A 19,341-nucleotide genomic window follows, 5' to 3' on the forward strand; every position below is an offset into this window, starting at 1 on the left:
TCCTTGGACTTGGGGCAGCTCAAGTTCTTTAAGCACTATCAGCAGGATGGTTGGAGATGCACTAAGGTCTGTGACAAGAACTGATGCCGCGTGAACCGGAAGGCACCATGGAGTCCATGCAGGAATTGGCACACCAAGCCGCCATCGACACCCACCAGCGTTTCGGACGGCGCCTCTTGCGGCTGCCAGGAACCTGGATTGGGCAGAGCTACAGCAGGGCGCATCGGTTGCGCGACGGAAGCTTGCTCAGCGATCTCAATGGCTGCGCGCACCCGTTGTCGGAGTGGAACTATTGGTGGCAGGCGCATTATCTGGATGCCATCATTGATGACGGCCACTCCTATCTGGCCGCAGGCGACGCGGAATCGGCGCGTGCCGAGCTGGCCCGGGCCAATCATCTGTTGCGTGGCATTCGAATTCGCAACTTCGGGATGCTGCCCAACTACTTCTTCGACGATATGGCCTGGCTTGCCTTGGCCAGCGGCCGTCTGGCGCAGTTCACGCTGGCCGTGACGGGAGAAGGAAACCACGCTGCCCAGACTGCAATGCGGGTGCTGGGAGAACAGCTTCACGCTGGCATGGACGAGGTGCTGGGCGGCGGCCTGTACTGGTCGAAAAAACGGGATTTCAAGAATACGCCGGCCAATGCGCCGGCGGCCCTGTTCTTCGGCCGAACCGGCCAGAAGGACACCGCACGGCAGATCCTCCAATGGCTGGAGAAGAACCTGTTCAGCGCCGAGCGTGGGCTGTATCTGGACGGGCTGCGGTTGACCAGCCAGGGGCACACGATGGAGCCAGCGGTCTATACCTATAACCAGGGCACGGTGCTAGGCGCGTTGCTTGAGCTTGGAGAGCCGGCCGATCTGGCTCACGCCCAGGTGCTGATCGATGCGACCACGCACTCGCTGTCTTCCGCTGCCGGAGTACTCGCGTTCAACCGCGGGGGAGACGGGAATCTTTTTGCCGGAATCCTGTGCCGGTATCTGGCTCTCGCCGCGAAAGATCACCGCTTGGAAGCAGCAAGCAGGGAGCAGGCCAAGGATCTGGTCAAGGCAACTGCAGGCCATCTGATCGACCAGGAACCACGCCGGCTATCGGCGGCAGTCCAGCGCTGGATGATCTTCGCCGCGGCCGCCCAGATCGAGCTTGAGGCCGGCGACTAGCTGATTAAACGCAAATTGCGCTGGTGCCACGCACCAGCGCAATATCCACACGAAATCTAGAGTGAGCGCATGACCGAGACGACCCGTCCCATGATCTTTGCTGCATCACCCAAAATCGGTTCGTAGCGCGAGTTCTGTGGAAGCAGCCAGGTATGCCCATCACGCTGCCGGAAGGTCTTGACGGTCGCTTCCTCGTCCAGCAGGGCTGCGACGATGTCGCCGTTGTCTGCCGTCTGCTGTCGGCGGACAACTACCCAGTCGCCGTCGCAAATCGCGGCGTCAACCATTGAATCGCCGGACACCTTGAGCATGAACAGTTCGCCGTGGCCCACGAGCTGACGAGGCAACGAGAAAACATCCTCGACGGACTGTTCTGCCAGGATCGGACCGCCAGCAGCAATACGGCCAACCAGCGGAACCATGGTGGTGTCAGCAGAAGTGCTCAGTTCAATGATCTTGGCGTCTTCGCTGGCAGCCGGCTCGACCGGCTCCGAGGCCTCGGCCTTTTCGGCATCGTCGGACAATTGCAGCGGCAGTAGGATTTCCATCGCGCGCGGACGGCGTGGGTCTCGACGGATATAGCCGAGCTTTTCCAACTGGCTCAACTGGTGGGTCACGCTCGACAGACTCTTGAGTCCGACAGCGTCGCCAATCTCACGCATCGATGGCGGATAACCGTTCTTGCCGATAGACCGCTGGATCGTCTCCAGGATCTTCTTTTGGCGAATCGTCAGCGAACGTGCATTCGATCGGGGAGTGCGTTGTGATGCTGACATGAGATTTTGCCTTCCCTAGCAATCATTCGAAAGTTTGCGTGTCCAAACTGTCGGAGCTAGATGGTGAGATGTTTTCATTGCTCGTCTACTTCGAAATCTTAGTAGATAAGCGAGCTTCTTTCAAAGATTTGTTCGAAAACTTCTGGACAAGTTCCGCGAACCTCTGTTAGAACAGATATACGAGGTTCGAACAAGTTTTCGAATCCGTTCTTTCGAATAAAAATTCGCATCACTTGAATTTCTTGAGGAGACAACGTCATGGCTACCGTCGCACTTGACTCAGATCAGACCCAAGCGCCGCTGAAAATCCGCATCAACCGCCGCGGTTGGGCTGTGCTGGTGGGGATGCCCGTTTTCGCACTCACGATCGCTGCTGCTTTCTTCTTCTCCATGTTCGCCTCTGATGCGCATGCCGCGGCAGAAGATCCTGCTGGGGTTGGAACCATCGATGTCACCGTGATCCCCGGGGATACGCTATGGAGTTTGGCTCGCGACTATGCCACCGGTTACGACGTGACGTCCGCAGTTGGCCACATCGCGGAGCTCAACGCCTTGGATGGCAGCGAAATCCAGGTTGGAGATACCTTGTCGATTCCGGTCCTTGCCGGTTAGCTTCCCCCGCTGGCTAGCGTTTGTTACCTGCAGCCGTAGCGGATTCACTGGCGGGCTCCCTGCGCACGTAGACTTGATGCGTGAATGACCGCAGTGAACTTTTGAGTCAGCTGCCCTTGCGTGAGAATCTCCGCGGGCTATCCCCTTATGGCGCACCGCAAATTGACGTGCCGATCCAGTTGAACGTCAACGAGAACACCCATCCGTTGCCACCGGTAGTCGTAGACGCCATTGCCCAGGAAGTGGCCAAGGCAGCGGCAACTCTGAATCGCTATCCCGACCGCGAGTTCACCGAGCTTCGTGAACTTCTTGCCGATTACCTCGGCCACTCGCTCACCAAGGAGAACATCTGGGCCGCTAACGGTTCGAATGAAATCCTGCAGCAGATCCTGCAAGCCTTCGGTGGACCAGGCCGTACCGTGATGAGCTTCGGCCCCACCTACTCCATGTACCCGCTGTTGGCCAGTGGTACTGACACCACCTATATCGCCGGTGAACGCGCCGAGGATTTCACCTTGTCCGCCGAATCTGCAGCCGCGCAGGTCCGCGAGCACAAGCCGAATATCGTCTTCCTGTGCTCGCCGAACAACCCCACCGGCACCGCCCTTGGCCTTGATGTCATCACGGCCGTGTACGAAGCCATGAGCGAGCACAACGGCATGGTGATCGTTGACGAGGCGTACGCCGAATTCTCCTTGGCCAGCACCAAGTCCGCACTGAGCCTGCTTGAAGGCCGCCAGCGATTGATCGTCTCGCGCACCATGTCCAAGGCATTCGGCCTGGCCGGCGCACGCGTCGGCTACCTGGCCGCCGCGCCAGAGGTCACCGATGCCATCCGCTTGGTGCGGCTGCCGTACCACCTGTCGGCCGTGACCCAGGCAACGGCCATCGCCGCCTTGAAGAACATCGAGTTGCTGCTGGCGCAGGTCGAAGACATCAAGTCCCAACGTGACCGCATCGTCGCGCGCCTGAAGGAACTGGGCCTGAAGCCATCGGTCTCCGACTCCAACTTCGTCTTCTTCGGTGGCGTCGAAGACCCCCACGCTATTTGGGAAGGCCTGTTGGAAGCCGGCATCATCATCCGCGACAATGGAATTCCGGGGACCTTGCGTGTTACGGCCGGAACCGAATCAGAAACCACAGCCTTCTTGGAACGACTTGCCGAACTGCTCGGCTCGCAGAAGTAATCAAAGACAAGCGAAGGAAGACATGTCTGCCGAATTGATTGGCGCACGTCGCGCCCGCATGGAACGCGTGACCAGCGAATCGTCCGTATTCGTTGAATTGGATCTCGATGGAACCGGCGTCTCGGAGATCAGCACCTCGGTGCCGTTCTATGACCACATGCTGACTGCGCTCTCCAAGCATTCGCTCATCGACCTCACCGTGCGTGCTACCGGCGATACCCACATCGATGTCCACCACACCGTTGAGGACACCGCGATCACCATCGGCGAAGTGCTGCGCGTGGCGCTGGGCAACAAGGCAGGCATCCGCCGCTTCGGCACCTCCTACGCTCCGCTGGACGAGGCGCTGTCCCGTTCAGTCGTCGATGTCTCGGGCCGGCCATACCTCGTGCACTCCGGCGAGCCTGCTGGCCAGGAATACCACTTGATCGGCGGGCACTTCACCGGCTCGATGACCCGCCACGTCTTCGAAGCCATCACCTTCCACGCACAGATCTGCGCTCACATCGAGGTGCTCTCGGGCCGCGACCCGCACCACATTGTCGAAGCGCAATTCAAGTCCTTCGCCCGCGCCTTGCGCGCAGCCGTAGAGCGCGATGAGCGCATGGGCGACAAGATCCCATCCACGAAGGGTGCCCTGTAAGTGGAGAAGAAAACAGTAGTTGTCCTGGACTACGGTTCAGGCAACGTCCGTTCCGCCGTGCGCGCCTTGGAAGCCGCCGGCGCCGAGGTGGAACTGACCGCAGACCCGAAGAAGATCGTGGCTGCCGACGGACTGGTAGTCCCGGGAGTCGGCGCCTACGCCTCGGTCATGGAGCAGTTGACCGCAACCGGTTCCCTGCGCTGGATCGGCCGCCGCATCGCCGGTGGCCTGCCCGTCTTGGGGATCTGCGTGGGCCACCAGGTCTTCTTTGAAGAAGGCGTGGAGCACGGGGTGAAAACCGAAGGCATCGGCGAATGGCCGGGCAAGGTTGAACGCCTCCAGTCGGATGTCATTCCGCACATGGGCTGGAACACGGTGCGCCCGCCGGAAGGATCCAAGCTTTTCGCAGGCATCGAGGACGAGCGATTCTACTTCGTGCACTCCTACGCTGTGCAGAAGTGGGAATTCGACGTCACCCAGCCGGCGATGACCCCGCCGCAGGTGACCTGGTCGACGCACGGGACGCCATTCGTGGCCGCCGTCGAAAACGGCCCGCTCTCGGCAGTCCAGTTCCACCCGGAGAAGTCCGGCGACGCTGGCGCACAGCTGCTGCGCAACTGGTTGGGGACACTCTAGGCATGTGGAGCCTCATCTTGGGTGTTATCGGGGCCTTCCTGATCGGCGGGGCCATTTCGCTGAAGAACCAGAAGGCCCATATTTCATGGATCATCGCGCTCTGGGTGCTTGCAGGCATGAGCCTGATCGCAGCCTGGGCCCTGACCTACTAACCACTTTTTACTTCTTCACTAAGGACATCATGAGCGAGCAACCAATCCTCGAACTCCTGCCTGCGGTAGATATCGCCGGCGGCCAGGCAGTGCGCCTGGTCCAGGGCGAAGCCGGTTCCGAGACCGGATACGGCGACCCGCTGGAAGCAGCGCTTTCCTGGCAGAACGCCGGGGCCGAATGGCTGCACCTGGTCGACCTGGACGCAGCCTTCGACCGCGGAAGCAATGTCGAGATCGTCCAGCGCATTGCCAAGGAACTGAACATCAAGGTCGAGCTCTCCGGCGGCATCCGCGACGACGCCTCCCTGGAACGTGCACTGGAATTCGGCGCTACCCGCGTCAACCTCGGTACCGCCGCACTGGAAAACCCGGAATGGACGAAGCAGGCCATCGCCCGCCACGGCGACAAGATCGCCGTGGGCATGGACGTGCGCGGAACCACCTTGTCCGGCCACGGCTGGACCAAGGACGGCGGCGACCTGTGGGACGTCCTAGCTCGCTTGGAAGACGCCGGATGCGCCCGCTATGTTGTCACCGACGTGACCAAGGACGGCACGCTGCGCGGTCCAAACGTTGAACTGCTGCGCGAAATCGCTGCCAAGACCAGCAAGCCGATTGTTGCCTCGGGCGGCATCTCCTCGCTCGAAGACCTCCGCGTCTTGCGTGAGCTGGTTCCTGAAGGCATCGAAGGCGCCATCATGGGCAAGGCGCTGTACTCAGGCCAGTTCACCTTGCAAGAAGCGCTCGATGTGGCAGGCCGCCGCTAGGCACCAAGCACCATCCGCGAAAGGCGATTCAGAAGCTCCCTGCTTCTGAATCGCCTTTCCATTTGTGAAGCCAGATTCCTGCAATACCTTCTCCTGGCAGCGATGGCGCACAGCCGGCAGGGGATGAGATCTGAAATGCCCCGCTCGGGGTGTCCAAGCTCATGAATGCAGTTTTGGAACTTCCTGCCAACAACCTCGAAACCACCGATAGCATGGAGCTATGAGCACCGAGCAACCTGAATCTGCACCCAAACGCCATCTGCCGGGACATATTGTCGCTGCGCTGGCGCAGGCAGGTTCAAAAACCGACTCTGCCGGCCAGGATTGGGAAGGCCGCGACCTGAGCGGCGAAGGCAACCCCCTGCATAACTTCGACAAGGACGACGGCAAGGCCGACGCCAATGTCGTTGCCGCCTTGGCAGCCTTGCGAGCCGGCACCGCGGGGGAGGGCGAAGTGCATCAATCCTTGTCACAGGCGCGCGTTTTCGTTGCGGTGGTCGCCGAGCTCGGTGAAGAAGCGATGACTGAACACGGCTTCGCCTCTGATAAGGAAGCCGATATGGCGCTGGTGAAGATCAAGGCTCCGGACGGCCGCATGGCCCTGCCGATCTTCACCACAGTTGAACGGCTTCAGACGTGGCACAAGGAAGCTCGGCCGGTGGCGGTCTACGCCCCGCGGGCGGCCCTCTCGGCAGTCAGCGAGGAATGCCAGCTGCTGGTCCTCGATCCCGGAAGCGATTTCACCTTCGTGCTTCGACGACCCGGGGTCTGGAACCTGGCTAAGCAGATCGAGTGGATTCCGAGTTATCAGAATCAGCAGATCGCCAACCTGGTGCAGGATGCAACCGAAGGCTTCAGCCAGTTGCAGACCGTCAAGGTTGCCCCGGGCAGGGGAGTCGGCTCCCGCAGCAAGGACGGGCAAGTTGTCCTTGGCGGAGGTTCCGGACCGGAACTCAACCTGCAGTTCGTCTTTGCTCCTGGAACGAGCGAGAACGACGCACGCGAGGCAACTCGCGCAATCCACGGGCGTTTGTCCCAGAACACCGAATTCGCTGAAGCAGTGGATTCCCTCGAACTCAGTTTGCACAGCGCGCCGAGCTAGACCGGCGGGCTCCTTTTGACCAGATAAGGAACTTTCCGGGCATGAAAAGCTATTGGCAGATCCTGCGCCAGCCGCAGATCTCACTGTTGTTGCTGATTGGCATGATTGCCCGCCTGCCGCACTCTGCCTTGAGCATGCTGCTGCTCCTGCATCTGGTGAACAACCTCGACCAATCCTGGGTTTCAGCGGGCCTGGTCACGGCAGTCATGACCCTGGGCATCGCCATCGGCGCCCCCTGGCGCGGAGCCCGCGTGGATGTCTGGGGACTGCGCCGCGCGATGATCCCCTCGGTGATCGTCGAAACCCTCGTCTGGTGCACGGTGCCCCATGTTCCGCTGGTTTGGGTCTACCCCTTGGCCTTCATCGGCGGGCTCTTCGCACTGCCGGTCTTCTCCGTGGTGCGTACCGCCCTGGGCATCATGACCACCGGTGAGCAGCGCCGTACCGCCTTCGCCCTGGACGCAACCGCCACCGAACTGGTGTTCATCGTCGGCCCGGCCAGTGCCGGCATTGTCGCCACCCAGGTCAGCAGCGTCATCGGCTTGAGCGTAATTGGCGTAACCTCGACGGTGGCCGGTTTGGCGCTGATGATCCTGAATCCGCCAACACGCAGCGACGACCCCAAGGCAATTGCTTCGCGGGCCAACGTGCACGAAGAACGCCTGGGCGCGGAAGCCAGCTTTATTGCCGCCGCACCGATGGGCGTGCCCGAAGTCGAAGGCGAGCTGATTGCGGCCGGCATGAAATCCGCCCGTGCCCGGATCAAGCAGCGCGGACGCAACTTCAAGAACCGTTTCAACTGGGTCAGCGCTTCGGTCCTGGCGGTCTTCATCGCCTCGGCCGGAGCGGGCATGCTGCTCACCGGCACCGAGGTGGCCATCGTGGCCGAACTGGATGCGTCGGCGCAAAGCCACCAGCTTGGGTTGGTGTTCTTCTTCTGGTGCGGTGCCTCGCTGATCGGCGGCCTGATCTACGGGTCGATGACCCGGGTCATCTCTCCGCTGGTGCTGCTGCTGAGCATGGCAGTGCTGACCATACCGATGTATTTTGCGTGGGATACCTGGTCATTGGCGCTGTTCTCCGCCCTGCCCGGCTTCCTCTGCGCGCCAACGCTGTCGGCGGCTTCCGAATGGCTCACCGACCTGGTGGCCGAAAAGCGCCGCGGCGAAGCCATGGGCTGGTACGGTTCGGCGATGACCGCGGGTACCGCGCTGGGCTCTCCAATCACCGGCATCTTCGTCGACAACCTCGGTCCGGCCCCTGCCTTCATCGGCATCAGCACGATGGCCGCGCTGGTTGTAGTGATCGCGCTGATCGCCCAGCAGATCCGCCGTCGCGTGCGCCGTGCCCGCCGCCGTCGCCTGGAAACGATCGCCTAGGCGCGAGGCGCTGGCCTGAGCCGCGAGTACATGTACATGTCCTTGCGGTCGGAGCCCACCCGTTCCCAGCTGCGCAGCAACCCTTCGCGCTGGAAGCCGCAGGCTTCGGCGGTCCGCCACGACCCCTCGTTCCAGGGCTCCACGTAGAGCTCCACCCGTTCGATGCCCGGATGCTCCAAGCCCCAGGCCGCCAGCGCCGTCAATGCCTGCTTGGCAATGCCCCGGCGCCGGAACCCCGGGGCGATCCAGTATCCGATGCTGGCCCGGCCCTGATGGGCATCGCGCAGCCAGAGGCCGATCTGCCCGGCAGCGGCATTTGTCGCAGCGTCGGCGATGGCAAATGAGTACCCGCTGCCCTCGGCGACACGGCGATGCTGGCGTTCGATGAATGCCGCGTAGTCCGCTTCGGTCCCTTGTGCCGGGACAGTGGTGATCCGAGGAATGTACGGGTCGGCGGAGGCCTGCCGCACGGCAGGGATGTCGCTGGGCTGGAAGGGACGCAGGCGGTAGGCCCCGGCGTCCAGCACTGGCTGTTCGAGCATCTTCATGCTTCCAACCTAGCCGGTGATCCAAACAACAATGGACCCGTTTCCCGAAGGAAACGAGTCCATGATGTTAATCTCTTAAAATTCAGCCAATATTACCTAGTTGACCGGTCCGGTGAACTTCTCGCCCGGGCCCTTGCCTGGTGCATCGGGGATGATCGAAGCTTCGCGGAAGGCGAGCTGGAGGCTGCGCAGGCCGTCGCGCAAAGGCGCTGCGTGCTGCGAGCCGATCTCCGGCGCACCGGCGGTGACTAGGCCTGCCAGTGCGGTGATCAGCTTGCGGGCCTCATCGAGATCCTTCAGCTCATTGGCATCTTCGCCCTCTGCAAGGCCGCACTTGACGGCAGCTGCACTCATCAGGTGGACAGCGGCGGTAGTGATGATTTCAACTGCTGCAACTTCAGCGATATCGCGCACCTGCTGGTCCACGGAGTGCTGGTGCGAGTTGGTGTCTTCGTTAGTCATACTGCTAAGCTTGTCACAGACCGACTCGATGCCGGTACTTCTCGCAGTTCTCCAGTTAGCCCTGGACGAGGGATTCGTACTAGTATTGAGCCATGCAAGTGGAGGCCAACTCCCACCCGCTGTCGCCGTTTCAGGCTTCCGGGTAATTCGGCAGGATCGCAGCAATGCGATCCCCTAGCGCTTACGCGGGAACTTTCCCGTGTTCGGCTATGTCGTTCTTTCTGGCCTTCGCCTGCAATCGCAGACGGAGGCCTTCTTTGTTTGCGGTCATGGATTACGAATTTCAGGAGTGACACATCAGCGATCCACGCATTAACGAGCGCATTCGCGTGCCAGAGGTACGTCTCGTCGGCCCTAATGGTGAGCAGGTAGGCATCGTCCGCATTGAGGACGCGCTTCGTCTTGCTCTCGAGTCCGATCTGGACTTGGTCGAGGTGGCACCCAGCGCCAAGCCTCCAGTGTGCAAATTGATGGATTTCGGCAAGTACAAGTACGAAGCCGCCGTCAAGGCTCGCGAAGCTCGTAAGAACCAGACCAACACGGTCTTGAAGGAAGTCCGCTTCCGCCTGAAGATCGACACCCACGACTACGAGACCAAGGTCGGCCACGCACTGCGCTTCCTGGGCGCAGGCGACAAGGTCAAGGCCATGATCCAGTTCCGTGGTCGTGAGCAGCAGCGTCCAGAAATGGGCATCCGCTTGCTTGAAAAGTTTGCAGCAGACGTCGCCGAAGTTGGGGTCATTGAGTCCAGCCCGCGCATCGATGGCCGAAACATGGTCATGGTTGTTGGTCCGCTGAAGAACAAGGCAGAGGCTCGCCGCGAGCAGCAGCAGAAGTCGGGTGGCCGCAATTCGGCCAAGCGCAAGATCCGCACCGACGCTCCGGTTGAGACCGAGGGCCAGAATGTCGCAGCTTCCATGGATGATGACGCCCGCGCCAAGCTGGAGCAGGCACGTCAGGCAGCTGAAGGCGACGCCTAGCCAAGCCTGTTGGGCTTTCGGGCCCGTCACCGTTCACGGTGAAGGAACTTCCTCCGGGAAGATCCAACTACAAGAGAACAACAGCGGTCACCTTTATCGGGGCCCGCTTCGGATGATCCCCACCCGGTGCCTTACCGGGTGGAGCACGTAAGGAGAACGGCAGCTATGCCGAAGTTCAAGACTCACAGTGGCGCCAAGAAGCGCTTCAAGCTCACCGGCAGCGGTAAGCTCGCTCGCCAGCAGGCCAACCGTCGCCACTACCTGGAGCACAAGTCCTCGCGCGTTACCCGTCGCCTGGCTTCTGACCAGATCGTCGCCAAGGCCGATGTGAAGACCATCAAGCGGATGCTGGGCCTCTAAGCTGTCCCTTTCGCACTACGGGGAAGCAATACCCCACCACCCATAGATTTCACCCATCCCGCGGCATTGCGGGCACTGGGGAACTGACTTGAAGGAGTACACACGTGGCACGTGTGAAGCGGGCAGTAAACGCCCACAAGAAGCGTCGCGTCGTTCTGGAACGCGCAAAGGGTTACCGCGGTCAGCGTTCGCGCCTGTACCGTAAGGCCAAGGAGCAGCTGCTCCACTCGTTCGTTTACAGCTTCAACGACCGCCGTAAGCGCAAGGGCGACTTCCGCCGCCTGTGGATCCAGCGCATCAACGCTGCATCCCGCGCCAACGGCATGACCTACAACCGCCTGATCCAGGGCCTGAAGGCTGCTCAGATCGAGGTTGACCGCCGCATGCTCGCAGAGCTGGCGGTTTCGGACTCGAACGCTTTCGCCACCCTGGTGAAGGTTGCAAAGGACGCTCTTCCAGCTGACGTCAACGCACCAAAGCCTGCTGCTGAGGTTGCTGCCCCTAAGGCTGAGAAGGCTCCAAAGGCTGCTGCCAAGGCTGTCGAGGGTGAAGGCGTAATCAAGGCCGTTGAAGGCGAAGACGCTCCTGAGGGCTTCGTCATCAAGGGCAACGCCGGCTCGAACAAGTACCACGTTCCAGGTTCGACCTGGTACGAGCAGACTGAAGCAGAGTACTGGTTCAACTCCATCGAAGCTGCCAAGGCTGCAGGCTTCGAACCAGCTGGCGGAGAATCCCGTCAGCAGATGAAGTAAATCTCTTCTCCCTTTGAGCTGAGGCTCAGGTAGGACAGATCACAACGAAGGGCGGGTCCCGCGCATAGCGCGGACCCGTCCTTTGCGTGCATCTACCGGTATTCTCGAGTCATGAGCAGTTTTCCTCCAGAAGTGATGTCCAATCCACGCGCTGAACGGGTCAAGGCCATCGCGCGGCTGGCCAAGATCAAGGGCCGCGAAGCCACCGGCGAATACCTCGCCGAAGGCCCGCAGGCTGTTCGCGAAGCGCTCAAGGCCCATCTGGAGGACGACAACCTGGTCCAAGGCGTCTACGCCGTCGGCGGGTTCCTGGAAAGCCACGAGGAATTCGCGCAGCTGCTCGACGAGGCGAAGGTGCCAACCCGCATCGTCACCGGCGAGGTGCTGCACGCCATGGCCGACACCCAGACCCCGCAGGGCATCCTCGCGGTCGTCGCCATGTCCCAGCCGCAGCTGAGCGAGGTGCTGGATACCAAGCCGAAGCTGATCGCCGTGCTCTGCCGCGTGCAGGATCCGGGCAACGCCGGCACCATCCTGCGCGCCGCCGATGCCGCCGGAGCTGACGCGGTGATCCTGACGAAGGGCAGCGTGGACATCTACAACCCGAAGGCCGTGCGCTCCACCGCCGGCTCGCTGTTCCACCTGCCGGTGCTGAGCAACATCGAATTCGACCACCTGGTCGCCGCCGCGAAGAGCACCGGAAGCCAGGTCCTGGCAGCCGACGGCTATGCCGCCCACAACCTCGATACCCTGCAGGATGCCGCCGCGCTGCGCGCACACCAGCCAGGCACCGCCACACCCGAAGGCCAGCCGGTGCTCGAAGCGCCCACCCTGTGGCTGTTCGGCAACGAAGGCCAAGGCCTGGACGAGCACGAGAAGGGCGCCGCCGACTACCGCGTGGCAGTGCCGCTCTACGGTGTCGCCGAATCCCTGAACGTGGGCACCGCATCCACCGTCTGCCTGTACGCCTCCGCCCGCGCCCAGCGCTAAGCGCAGAAGAGCATCCTGAATACCCATGAGCACTGAACTCAAGCAAGTTGTCGCCGTGGCCATCGTCGATGACCTAGCGAAGCCCACCAAGCTATTGGCCGCGCGCCGCAACCGCCCAGCGGCCCTCGCCGGACTCTGGGAATTTCCCGGCGGAAAGGTCGAACCGGGGGAGAGCGAAATCGAGGCCGTGCACCGCGAGCTGCGCGAAGAACTCGGGGTGCAGCTGCGTCTTGGCGCCCCGATCCCGGGCCCGCATCCGCAAGGCTGGCAGCTGAACGAGAAGGCCGCCATGCGCATGTGGTTCGCCCAGATCGCCGAGGGGGAACCAGCACCCCTGGACGGGCATGACCAGCTGGCCTGGCTCCAGCTCGATGACTCGCTGGGCGCTATCGTCCCATGGATTCCTGCCGATGCGCCGATCGTTGCGGCATGCCTGGCCCAGGCACGTGCAGGGGCGCAGCGCTGAACACCCGTAAGCTTGATACCACGCCAACATCTGGCATATTGCCTATCGCCGATATTTTTTGAGGAGCACACTTCGTGAAGCGAATTATGAGCGTTATCGCTCTGGCCTTCGCCGCCGTCATAGCACTTTCCGGCTGCGTCAACATGAACGCAGAAGTCGACATCTTGGGCAAGGACAAGGTCGCCGGGGCCATGCAGCTGACCCTGCACAAGTCGACGCTCAACGGCGTCAGCTTCGAGGAAGTGCTCAACAGCCAGATCGACATCGAAGCGATGGAACAGCAGCTGGGGGACAAATGGACCTACAGCAACGTTGATGATGGCGAGAACGTGGGCCTGCGCTTCGAGACCACCAGCCCGATGACCTACGTCCAGCTGGCCGACGCATTCAGCCTCTTCGGCTTCGAGATCAACCTGAGTGACGACGGGCAGGAATACACCTTCTCGATGCCGGGCGACAAGGCAGCCGTGGATTCCTCCTTCACCGAAGCTAACCTGCACGTCACCTTCCCGGGAGCTGTCACCTCGCACACCCCGGGTACCGTTGAGCACCACACCGTCACCTTCGACATGATCCAGGGCGCCGCCGCCTACGAGGCCACCGGCAAGGTCAACCACGCCATGTTCTACTCCGCAGTGTTCGGCGGTGCGCTGCTGGTCTTGAGCCTGGTCTTCGTGGCTGCATTCGCACCCAAGGCCGCCAAGGAAGCTCACTAGAAAGCGGCAACCCCGCTCCAAGGTAAGAAGCTTCACGCCAAGGGCCCGTCATCGGTGAAACGATCACGGGCCCTTAGCCATAGAATGGAAGCAGAGAATTCTACGCGTAAGTACAAGATAAGAGTAAGGATCGATCGATCCCATGTCTGATCAGACAACTGAACAAGCTCCTGTCGGGGAGACCAATGTTCCGCACCCAACCGATGAAGCAGGCATCCAGCATGCGGTCGACGCCGCCCTGGCAGCCATCGAGGCAGCTGGCGACCTGAACGAGCTGAAGGAAGCCCGCTTGGCCCATACCGGCGAAAAGTCGGTGCTGTCGCTGGCCAACCGGCAGATCGGCAAGCTGGACAAGTCCGAAAAGGCCGTGGCCGGCAAGCTCGTGGGCGGTGCCCGCGGACGCGTCAACAAGGCGCTGGCCGCCCGCACCGTGGTGCTGGAGGAAGCCGAAGCCGCCCGCATCCTCATCGAGGAAACCGTGGACGTCACCGCGGCAGCCCGCCGCCGCCGCGTCGGCGCCCGCCACCCGCTCTCGGTGCTGCAGGACCGCGTCGCGGACATCTTCGTCGGCATGGGCTGGGAAATCGCCGAGGGCCCGGAAGTCGAATCCGAATGGTTCAACTTCGATGCGCTGAACTTCAAGCCGGATCACCCGGCCCGCGAAATGCAGGACACCTTCTTCGTGGAGCCTGCCGACGCGCACCTGGTGCTGCGCACCCATACCTCCCCGGTGCAGGTCCGCTCGATGCTCGAGCGCGAGGTGCCGGTCTACGTGCTGTGCCCTGGACGCACCTTCCGCACCGATGAGCTGGACGCCACCCACACCCCGGTCTTCCACCAGTTCGAGGGCCTTGCCGTGGATAAGGGCCTGACCATGGCCGACCTGCGCGGCACCCTGGAGCACTTCGCCCGGCAGATGTTCGGCGCCGAAGCGCAGATCCGCCTGCGCCCTGCCTACTTCCCTTTCACCGAGCCATCGGCCGAGCTGGACATCTGGCACCCGGGTGCCAAGGGCGGTCCGCGCTGGATCGAGTGGGGCGGCTGCGGCATGATCAACCCGAACGTGCTGCGCGCCGCAGGCATTGATCCGGAAGAGTATTCCGGCTTCGCCTTCGGCATGGGCATCGAGCGCACGCTCATGTTCCGCAACGATGTCCCCGACATGCACGACATGATCGAGGGCGACATCCGTTTCAGCCAGCACTTCGGGATGGAGATCTAATCAATGCGTATTCCACTATCTTGGCTGCGCGAGTACGCGCAGGTACCAGCCGACGCCTCGGCTGAAGACGTCATGGCAGACCTGGTCAAGGTCGGCCTGGAGGAAGAAGAAGTCCACCGCCCCTCCGATGAGCTCTCGGGCCCCATCGTGGTCGGCCAGGTGCTGTCCCTGGAAAAGGAAGTCGCCTCCAACGGCAAGACCATCAACTGGTGCCAGGTCCGCGTGGTTCCCGAAGGAGCCGAGCAAACCCTGGCCGGCAAGGGCATCGACCCGTCCGGCGTGCAGGGCATCGTGTGCGGCGCGCACAACTTCGTGGAAGGCGACAAGGTTGTTGTCACCCTGCCCGGTGCCGTGCTGCCCGGGGACTTCAAGATCTCCCCGCGCAAGACCTACGGCCACACCTCGGCCGGCATGATCGCCTCCAGCCGCGAGCTGGGCATCGGCGAGGACCACGACGGCATCATCGTGCTTTCCCGCCTGGGCCTGGACCCCGAGCTGGGCACCGACGTCATGGAGCTGTTCGGCCTGGATGACCAGGCGGCGGAGATCAACGTGACCCCGGACCGCGGCTACTGCTTCTCGATCCGCGGCGTAGCCCGCGAGTACGCGCTGGCCACCGGCACCTCCTTCACCGATCCGGCTTCGAAGGTGGTCGTCTCCGACGCGGCAGAAGCCGGCCATGAGGTCGTGCTGGCCGATGAGGCGCCGATCTACGGCGTGCCTGGCTGCACCCGCTTCGTGACCCGCGAGGTCACCGGCATCGACCCGAGCCGTCCGAGCCCGCGCTGGATGGCATCGCGCCTGCAGCTGGCCGGCATGCGCTCGATCTCGCTGGTGGTCGACATTTCCAACTACGTGATGCTGGAACTCGGCGCGCCGCTGCACTTCTACGACGCTGACAAGCTGACCGGTGCCATCACCGTGCGCCGTGCCGCCGCAGGGGAGAAGCTCACCACCCTGGACGACAAGGAACGCGAGCTGTCCGTCGAGGATCTGCTGATCACCGACGAGTCCGGCGCCATTGGCATTGCCGGCGTCATGGGCGGCGCGGCCACCGAGGTCTCGGATTCGACCAGCCGCGTGCTGATCGAAGCCGCCCACTTCGATGCCGTGTCCATCGGCCGTTCGCGCCGCCGCCACAAGCTGCCGTCCGAAGCTTCCAAGCGCTTCGAGCGCGGCGTGGACCCGCGCGTCATGCAGATCGCCGCGCAGCGCGCAGTGGACCTGCTGGTGGAGCTGGCCGGCGGCACCGAGACCGCCAAGGTCACCGATGCGGGCCAGATTCCTGCCGACACCACGATCCAGCTGCCGGCCGGTTTCGCTGGCGCACTGGTCGGCGTGGACTACACCGACGAGCAGACCATTACCGCGTTGGAAGGCATCGGCGCAAGCGTCGAGCAGAACGCCGAGGGCTTCGCCGTCACCGCGCCAAGCTGGCGCCCGGATTTGGCCATCAAGGAAGACCTGGTCGAGGAGGTAGCCCGAGTCGTCGGCTACGACAAGATCCCGGCAACCCTGCCGGTGGCACCTCCGGGCCGCGGCCTGACCCGCACCCAGTCCCAGCGCCGCCGCCTGCTGCAGGGATTGGCGGATGCAGGGCTGACCGAGGTCTTGAACTACCCGTTCGTTTCTGAAGCGCAGAACAGCACCTTCGGTGCCGCGCAGGCGGGGACCGAGGTGAAGTCCATTGCGCTGGCCAACCCGATCTCCAAGGAATTCCGCTTCCTGCGCACCTCGCTGCTGCCAGGCCTGCTGGACACCGCACGCCGCAACATCGGCCGCGGCTTCCGCGATCTGGCGTTGTACGAGGGCGGACTCGTCTTCCTGCCAGGTGAGCAGCTGGGCTCCTCGGTGCTGCCTCCGCTGGGCGCCAAGCCAAGCGATGAGGTCCTGGCCGAGCTGTTCAACGGCGTCCCGAACCAGCCATGGCACCTGGCCGCAGTGCTCACCGGCCGCGAGGCAACGCCTGCCGCCGGATTCGCCCCGCGTGCTTGGGACTGGGCCGACGCACTGGATGCCGCCTACTGCGCGGCGGATATCCTTGGCGTTGAGCTGGAGGTTGGCCAGGGCAGCCACCAGGCCTTCCACCCGGGCCGCGTCGCGGAACTGAAGGTCGCCGGTCAGGTCGTTGGCTACGCCGGCGAACTGCACCCGGCGCTGCTGAAGGATGCGGACCTGCCGGCACGGACCGTGGCCATGGAACTGGACGCCGCCGCCATGATGGCCGCAGCACCTGCCGTGGTGGTCGCCCAGCAGCACCTGTCCACCCAGCCGCTGGCTACCCAGGACGTGGCACTGGTTGTCGACCAGGACGTCGTGGCCGGCGATGTGCGCGACGCGCTGCGTGAAGGTGCCGGTGAACTGCTCGAAGACATCGCGCTGTTCGACGTGTACCAGGGCCAGGGCATCGAAGACGGCAAGAAGTCTCTGGCCTTCGGCCTGCGTTTCCGTGCCGCCGACCGCACCTTGACCGCCGATGAGGCGTCCGAGGCCCGCGCCGCCGCGGTGGCCGTGGCTACCGAGAAGTTCGGTGCCACCCAGCGCTAGGCCCTGAATGTGCCGCATGCCCTGCTGCTATCCCGGGTCTCGGGATAGCAGCAGGGCATTTCGCGTTCTGGCCGTGCACAGGGACGGCATGTTTGAGGTCTACACTTGAACTGGGATGAACCGACACGGCGTCGAGATGCAGCAGGAGGCTGGAAGTGAAGGGTTTGCGTTCTTGCGGTGCTGTGCTGCTGGTGTTCTTCCTCGGCATCTTGGCCGTTGCCGTGCTCATCGCGGCCGGATGGGCGGCGGTGCTGTTTATCCAGCGCGGTGCAGGAACCCACCTCGATGAGCCGCCCACGCCGAGCGTTTCGGTGGAGGAAGAAGCACCCGATCCGCTTCGCCCGTCGGAAACGTTCACGCCTTAGCTGGCAGGCGGCATCTGAACGGTGCGCATAGCCAGTGTCAGCGTAATGAGCCCGGGTCCTTCCTTCGCCTGGGCGATGAACCCGTAGCGGACAAGCACTTTCAGCGACGCGATATTCGCGTCGTCCACCCGTGCGATAAAAGCGCTGCGGCCGGATTCCTGCAATTGTGAGAGCCCTTCGCCGACGACTGCCTTCGCCAAGCCTTGGCCCCAGTATTCCGGGTCGATCCAATAGCCGATTTCGGTGGCCTGTCCGCGTTCGGTAGCGGTGAAGAGGCCAACCGGTGAATTCTGGCGGCGCGCGATGAACCAGGAGATCGCCGGATCGCTCAGGGCGTGCTCCACGCGTTGCACGGTGTATTCACGGCTCCAGGTGCTGCCGTCTCCGATGAAACCTGTGACGCGCTCATCTGCCGCAAGGCGTGCAACGAAATCCGTATCTGTCGTGGCCATCGGCGTTAGCACCAGTGAAGAACCCATGGCTTCAGCCTATGCCGGTTCGGCAGGAGGGCAAGCTTCGTTTCAGAAGGCCGAGGGTTCCGCGAGAACCAAGTTTAGCCCTGGAGACGGGATTCAGCTGCGGTGATAGCTAGACGCGATGACGCGAGTTGGTCATCAGAGGCGTTGATCGACTGCCTGATGGACAAGGATCTGCGGAAACAATCCAAGGCCTGTCCAAACTGGCCCTCATCAAAATAGAGCTTGCCCTGATGTTGCAGGGCGAAAGCTTCAAGGGTGGAGGCGACGCGTTTCTCGGCATTTGAGGGGCAATCAGTATTCTGAATGGACACGAGCGCTGACTCAAAGAGCGCATGCGCTCGGTCAAAACGACCTTGCCAATGCAGAACGTGCGCCAGTCGAAGCGCCGCAGAAACGCCAGAATAGGGCAGAGGATTGCCGCCTTCGAGATCGTGGCTGTCAAAGCCGCTTCGATGCAGGCAGGTCCACGCGAGCTCTTCGGCTTCTTCCAGTCGCCCAATCATTCTCAGCCACCCGACACGTTCTGCTTCGCCTGATGTCCCTAGCTCTTCAAGCTGGCTAATTCTTGCTTCCGCACCTGACCGATTGGTAACTATTTCGCGCAGGGACTGTGGATCAATCGAATATTCGGCTGCTACGGATTCTTGATTTGTCGGGCTGGGAGGCATATTCAATTCCTTTGCTTGCGTTCCACATCTTGCAAACTCTTCCAATTATTGGGTCGAGCCCTGTATGCGTGTGGCCCTATGTTTTTTCCAGTTCTTCATCAAGGCGAGCACGCCACGCGGGCAACCAGCGTCTGACCGGCCGATCCACCACGGATGCACAGAGGGATTGAATAACGCCGAAAAATCTTGGCAGATCAGCTTCGGCAGATTCCCTATTGGCAGCCTGATCCACAAAGGCAAAACTTCATCACGGCGTTCTAGTGCCATTTTCAATATTTCAATGGTTTCTTCGGTGGGAGAATTCGCTGTTGTGGCCTTGACCCAATCATGCCAGATCCTTTGGAAACTATGAGAATGACAATTCGGGTA

Annotated in this window: 23 protein-coding genes; 18 read left to right on the plus strand and 5 right to left on the minus strand. The window is 62.2% G+C overall.

The window, feature by feature from the left end; all coding sequences use genetic code 11:
* Window positions 1-83: 83 nt before the first annotated feature.
* Window positions 84-1,163, plus strand: coding sequence for a glycoside hydrolase family 76 protein (locus ATK23_RS02595; RefSeq protein WP_066139128.1), 1,080 nt, complete (start codon window positions 84-86; stop codon window positions 1,161-1,163).
* Between the two features lie 56 nt (window positions 1,164-1,219).
* Here ATK23_RS02595 and lexA read toward each other — a convergent pair whose 3' ends face one another.
* On the minus strand, window positions 1,220-1,939 hold the full coding sequence (gene lexA / locus ATK23_RS02600; RefSeq protein WP_038992596.1) for a transcriptional repressor LexA: 720 nt from the start codon (window positions 1,937-1,939) through the stop codon (window positions 1,220-1,222).
* Between the two features lie 258 nt (window positions 1,940-2,197).
* Between lexA and ATK23_RS02605 the strand changes: the two genes are divergently transcribed.
* From ATK23_RS02605 to ATK23_RS02635, 8 genes are all read left to right on the plus strand, one after another.
* Window positions 2,198-2,551 carry a LysM peptidoglycan-binding domain-containing protein gene (locus tag ATK23_RS02605; RefSeq protein WP_052253918.1) on the plus strand — a complete coding sequence of 118 codons (354 nt, stop codon included), beginning with the start codon at window positions 2,198-2,200 and terminating at the stop codon, window positions 2,549-2,551.
* An 80-nt stretch (window positions 2,552-2,631) separates the two neighbouring features.
* Complete coding sequence (locus ATK23_RS02610) at window positions 2,632-3,738, plus strand: histidinol-phosphate transaminase (RefSeq protein WP_038992594.1); 1,107 nt, start codon at window positions 2,632-2,634, stop codon at window positions 3,736-3,738.
* A gap of 22 nt (window positions 3,739-3,760) precedes the next feature.
* Window positions 3,761-4,381: an imidazoleglycerol-phosphate dehydratase HisB gene (gene hisB, locus ATK23_RS02615; RefSeq protein ID WP_066139125.1), complete on the plus strand. Its 621-nt coding sequence runs from the start codon at window positions 3,761-3,763 to the stop codon at window positions 4,379-4,381.
* Complete coding sequence (gene hisH / locus ATK23_RS02620) at window positions 4,382-5,017, plus strand: imidazole glycerol phosphate synthase subunit HisH (RefSeq protein WP_038993703.1); 636 nt, start codon at window positions 4,382-4,384, stop codon at window positions 5,015-5,017. It begins immediately after the preceding gene.
* Between the two features lie 2 nt (window positions 5,018-5,019).
* Window positions 5,020-5,169, plus strand: a complete 150-nt coding sequence (locus ATK23_RS16450) for a CG2302 family histidine operon protein (protein WP_162989234.1) — start codon at window positions 5,020-5,022, stop codon at window positions 5,167-5,169.
* A gap of 29 nt (window positions 5,170-5,198) precedes the next feature.
* On the plus strand, window positions 5,199-5,936 hold the full coding sequence (gene priA / locus ATK23_RS02625) for a bifunctional 1-(5-phosphoribosyl)-5-((5-phosphoribosylamino)methylideneamino)imidazole-4-carboxamide isomerase/phosphoribosylanthranilate isomerase PriA (RefSeq protein WP_038993701.1): 738 nt from the start codon (window positions 5,199-5,201) through the stop codon (window positions 5,934-5,936).
* 220 nt (window positions 5,937-6,156) lie between these two features.
* Window positions 6,157-7,038 carry an SseB family protein gene (locus ATK23_RS02630; RefSeq protein ID WP_066139121.1) on the plus strand — a complete coding sequence of 294 codons (882 nt, stop codon included), beginning with the start codon at window positions 6,157-6,159 and terminating at the stop codon, window positions 7,036-7,038.
* 41 nt (window positions 7,039-7,079) lie between these two features.
* Window positions 7,080-8,417, plus strand: a complete 1,338-nt coding sequence (locus tag ATK23_RS02635) for an MFS transporter (RefSeq protein ID WP_066139119.1) — start codon at window positions 7,080-7,082, stop codon at window positions 8,415-8,417.
* Here the strand turns inward: ATK23_RS02635 and ATK23_RS02640 are convergent.
* Together ATK23_RS02640 and ATK23_RS02645 are read right to left on the minus strand one after the other, a co-directional pair.
* Window positions 8,414-8,965, minus strand: a complete 552-nt coding sequence (locus ATK23_RS02640) for a GNAT family N-acetyltransferase (RefSeq protein WP_066139116.1) — start codon at window positions 8,963-8,965, stop codon at window positions 8,414-8,416. The genes ATK23_RS02635 and ATK23_RS02640 overlap by 4 nt on opposite strands.
* Before the next feature lie 96 nt (window positions 8,966-9,061).
* Entirely contained in the window at window positions 9,062-9,427 is a 366-nt protein-coding gene (locus tag ATK23_RS02645) for a DUF1844 domain-containing protein (protein WP_038993696.1), read from the minus strand.
* Between the two features lie 329 nt (window positions 9,428-9,756).
* On the opposite strand from ATK23_RS02645, the gene infC reads away from it, so the two are divergent.
* From infC to ATK23_RS02690, 9 genes are all read left to right on the plus strand, one after another.
* The gene (gene infC, locus ATK23_RS02650) at window positions 9,757-10,407 is read left to right on the plus strand and encodes a translation initiation factor IF-3 (RefSeq protein WP_038993694.1); all 651 of its coding nucleotides are present in this window, start codon (window positions 9,757-9,759) and stop codon (window positions 10,405-10,407) included.
* 165 nt (window positions 10,408-10,572) lie between these two features.
* The gene (gene rpmI / locus ATK23_RS02655) at window positions 10,573-10,767 is read left to right on the plus strand and encodes a 50S ribosomal protein L35 (RefSeq protein ID WP_013348480.1); all 195 of its coding nucleotides are present in this window, start codon (window positions 10,573-10,575) and stop codon (window positions 10,765-10,767) included.
* A 104-nt stretch (window positions 10,768-10,871) separates the two neighbouring features.
* The gene (rplT, locus tag ATK23_RS02660; protein WP_066139113.1) at window positions 10,872-11,519 is read left to right on the plus strand and encodes a 50S ribosomal protein L20, sunset domain variant; all 648 of its coding nucleotides are present in this window, start codon (window positions 10,872-10,874) and stop codon (window positions 11,517-11,519) included.
* Window positions 11,520-11,630: 111 nt separating this feature from the next.
* On the plus strand, window positions 11,631-12,509 hold the full coding sequence (locus ATK23_RS02665) for a TrmH family RNA methyltransferase (RefSeq protein ID WP_066139111.1): 879 nt from the start codon (window positions 11,631-11,633) through the stop codon (window positions 12,507-12,509).
* Between the two features lie 25 nt (window positions 12,510-12,534).
* Window positions 12,535-12,975, plus strand: a complete 441-nt coding sequence (locus ATK23_RS02670) for a (deoxy)nucleoside triphosphate pyrophosphohydrolase (RefSeq protein ID WP_066139108.1) — start codon at window positions 12,535-12,537, stop codon at window positions 12,973-12,975.
* A 74-nt stretch (window positions 12,976-13,049) separates the two neighbouring features.
* A complete protein-coding gene (locus tag ATK23_RS02675; protein ID WP_157066336.1) occupies window positions 13,050-13,691 on the plus strand; it encodes an LppM family (lipo)protein in 642 nt (213 codons plus the stop codon).
* A gap of 142 nt (window positions 13,692-13,833) precedes the next feature.
* Entirely contained in the window at window positions 13,834-14,913 is a 1,080-nt protein-coding gene (gene pheS, locus ATK23_RS02680; protein ID WP_066139104.1) for a phenylalanine--tRNA ligase subunit alpha, read from the plus strand.
* Window positions 14,914-14,916: 3 nt separating this feature from the next.
* A complete protein-coding gene (gene pheT, locus ATK23_RS02685; RefSeq protein ID WP_066139101.1) occupies window positions 14,917-17,460 on the plus strand; it encodes a phenylalanine--tRNA ligase subunit beta in 2,544 nt (847 codons plus the stop codon).
* 155 nt (window positions 17,461-17,615) lie between these two features.
* Entirely contained in the window at window positions 17,616-17,825 is a 210-nt protein-coding gene (locus tag ATK23_RS02690; protein WP_038993684.1) for a hypothetical protein, read from the plus strand.
* Here ATK23_RS02690 and ATK23_RS02695 read toward each other — a convergent pair.
* Together ATK23_RS02695 and ATK23_RS16195 are read right to left on the minus strand one after the other, a co-directional pair.
* Complete coding sequence (locus ATK23_RS02695; protein WP_083515470.1) at window positions 17,822-18,304, minus strand: GNAT family N-acetyltransferase; 483 nt, start codon at window positions 18,302-18,304, stop codon at window positions 17,822-17,824. The two genes, ATK23_RS02690 and ATK23_RS02695, sit on opposite strands and share 4 nt — an antisense overlap.
* Window positions 18,305-18,378: 74 nt before the next feature.
* Entirely contained in the window at window positions 18,379-18,972 is a 594-nt protein-coding gene (locus ATK23_RS16195) for a tetratricopeptide repeat protein (RefSeq protein ID WP_157066335.1), read from the minus strand.
* Window positions 18,973-19,341: the final 369 nt, after the last annotated feature.

Source organism: Glutamicibacter nicotianae, assembly GCF_002797775.1.
In the GTDB taxonomy this organism is placed as follows: Bacteria; Actinomycetota; Actinomycetes; order Actinomycetales; family Micrococcaceae; genus Glutamicibacter; species Glutamicibacter nicotianae.

Coding starts and splice junctions, on each gene's coding strand:
- ATK23_RS02595 (WP_066139128.1), top strand. CDS start 84: ATGCCGCGTGAACCGGAAGGCACCATGGAGTCCATGCAGGAATTGGCA.
- lexA (WP_038992596.1), bottom strand. CDS start 1,939: ATGTCAGCATCACAACGCACTCCCCGATCGAATGCACGTTCGCTGACG.
- ATK23_RS02605 (WP_052253918.1), top strand. CDS start 2,198: ATGGCTACCGTCGCACTTGACTCAGATCAGACCCAAGCGCCGCTGAAA.
- hisB (WP_066139125.1), top strand. CDS start 3,761: ATGTCTGCCGAATTGATTGGCGCACGTCGCGCCCGCATGGAACGCGTG.
- ATK23_RS16450 (WP_162989234.1), top strand. CDS start 5,020: ATGTGGAGCCTCATCTTGGGTGTTATCGGGGCCTTCCTGATCGGCGGG.
- priA (WP_038993701.1), top strand. CDS start 5,199: ATGAGCGAGCAACCAATCCTCGAACTCCTGCCTGCGGTAGATATCGCC.
- ATK23_RS02630 (WP_066139121.1), top strand. CDS start 6,157: ATGAGCACCGAGCAACCTGAATCTGCACCCAAACGCCATCTGCCGGGA.
- ATK23_RS02635 (WP_066139119.1), top strand. CDS start 7,080: ATGAAAAGCTATTGGCAGATCCTGCGCCAGCCGCAGATCTCACTGTTG.
- ATK23_RS02640 (WP_066139116.1), bottom strand. CDS start 8,965: ATGAAGATGCTCGAACAGCCAGTGCTGGACGCCGGGGCCTACCGCCTG.
- ATK23_RS02645 (WP_038993696.1), bottom strand. CDS start 9,427: ATGACTAACGAAGACACCAACTCGCACCAGCACTCCGTGGACCAGCAG.
- rpmI (WP_013348480.1), top strand. CDS start 10,573: ATGCCGAAGTTCAAGACTCACAGTGGCGCCAAGAAGCGCTTCAAGCTC.
- ATK23_RS02665 (WP_066139111.1), top strand. CDS start 11,631: ATGAGCAGTTTTCCTCCAGAAGTGATGTCCAATCCACGCGCTGAACGG.
- ATK23_RS02670 (WP_066139108.1), top strand. CDS start 12,535: ATGAGCACTGAACTCAAGCAAGTTGTCGCCGTGGCCATCGTCGATGAC.
- pheS (WP_066139104.1), top strand. CDS start 13,834: ATGTCTGATCAGACAACTGAACAAGCTCCTGTCGGGGAGACCAATGTT.
- pheT (WP_066139101.1), top strand. CDS start 14,917: ATGCGTATTCCACTATCTTGGCTGCGCGAGTACGCGCAGGTACCAGCC.
- ATK23_RS02695 (WP_083515470.1), bottom strand. CDS start 18,304: ATGGGTTCTTCACTGGTGCTAACGCCGATGGCCACGACAGATACGGAT.
- ATK23_RS16195 (WP_157066335.1), bottom strand. CDS start 18,972: ATGCCTCCCAGCCCGACAAATCAAGAATCCGTAGCAGCCGAATATTCG.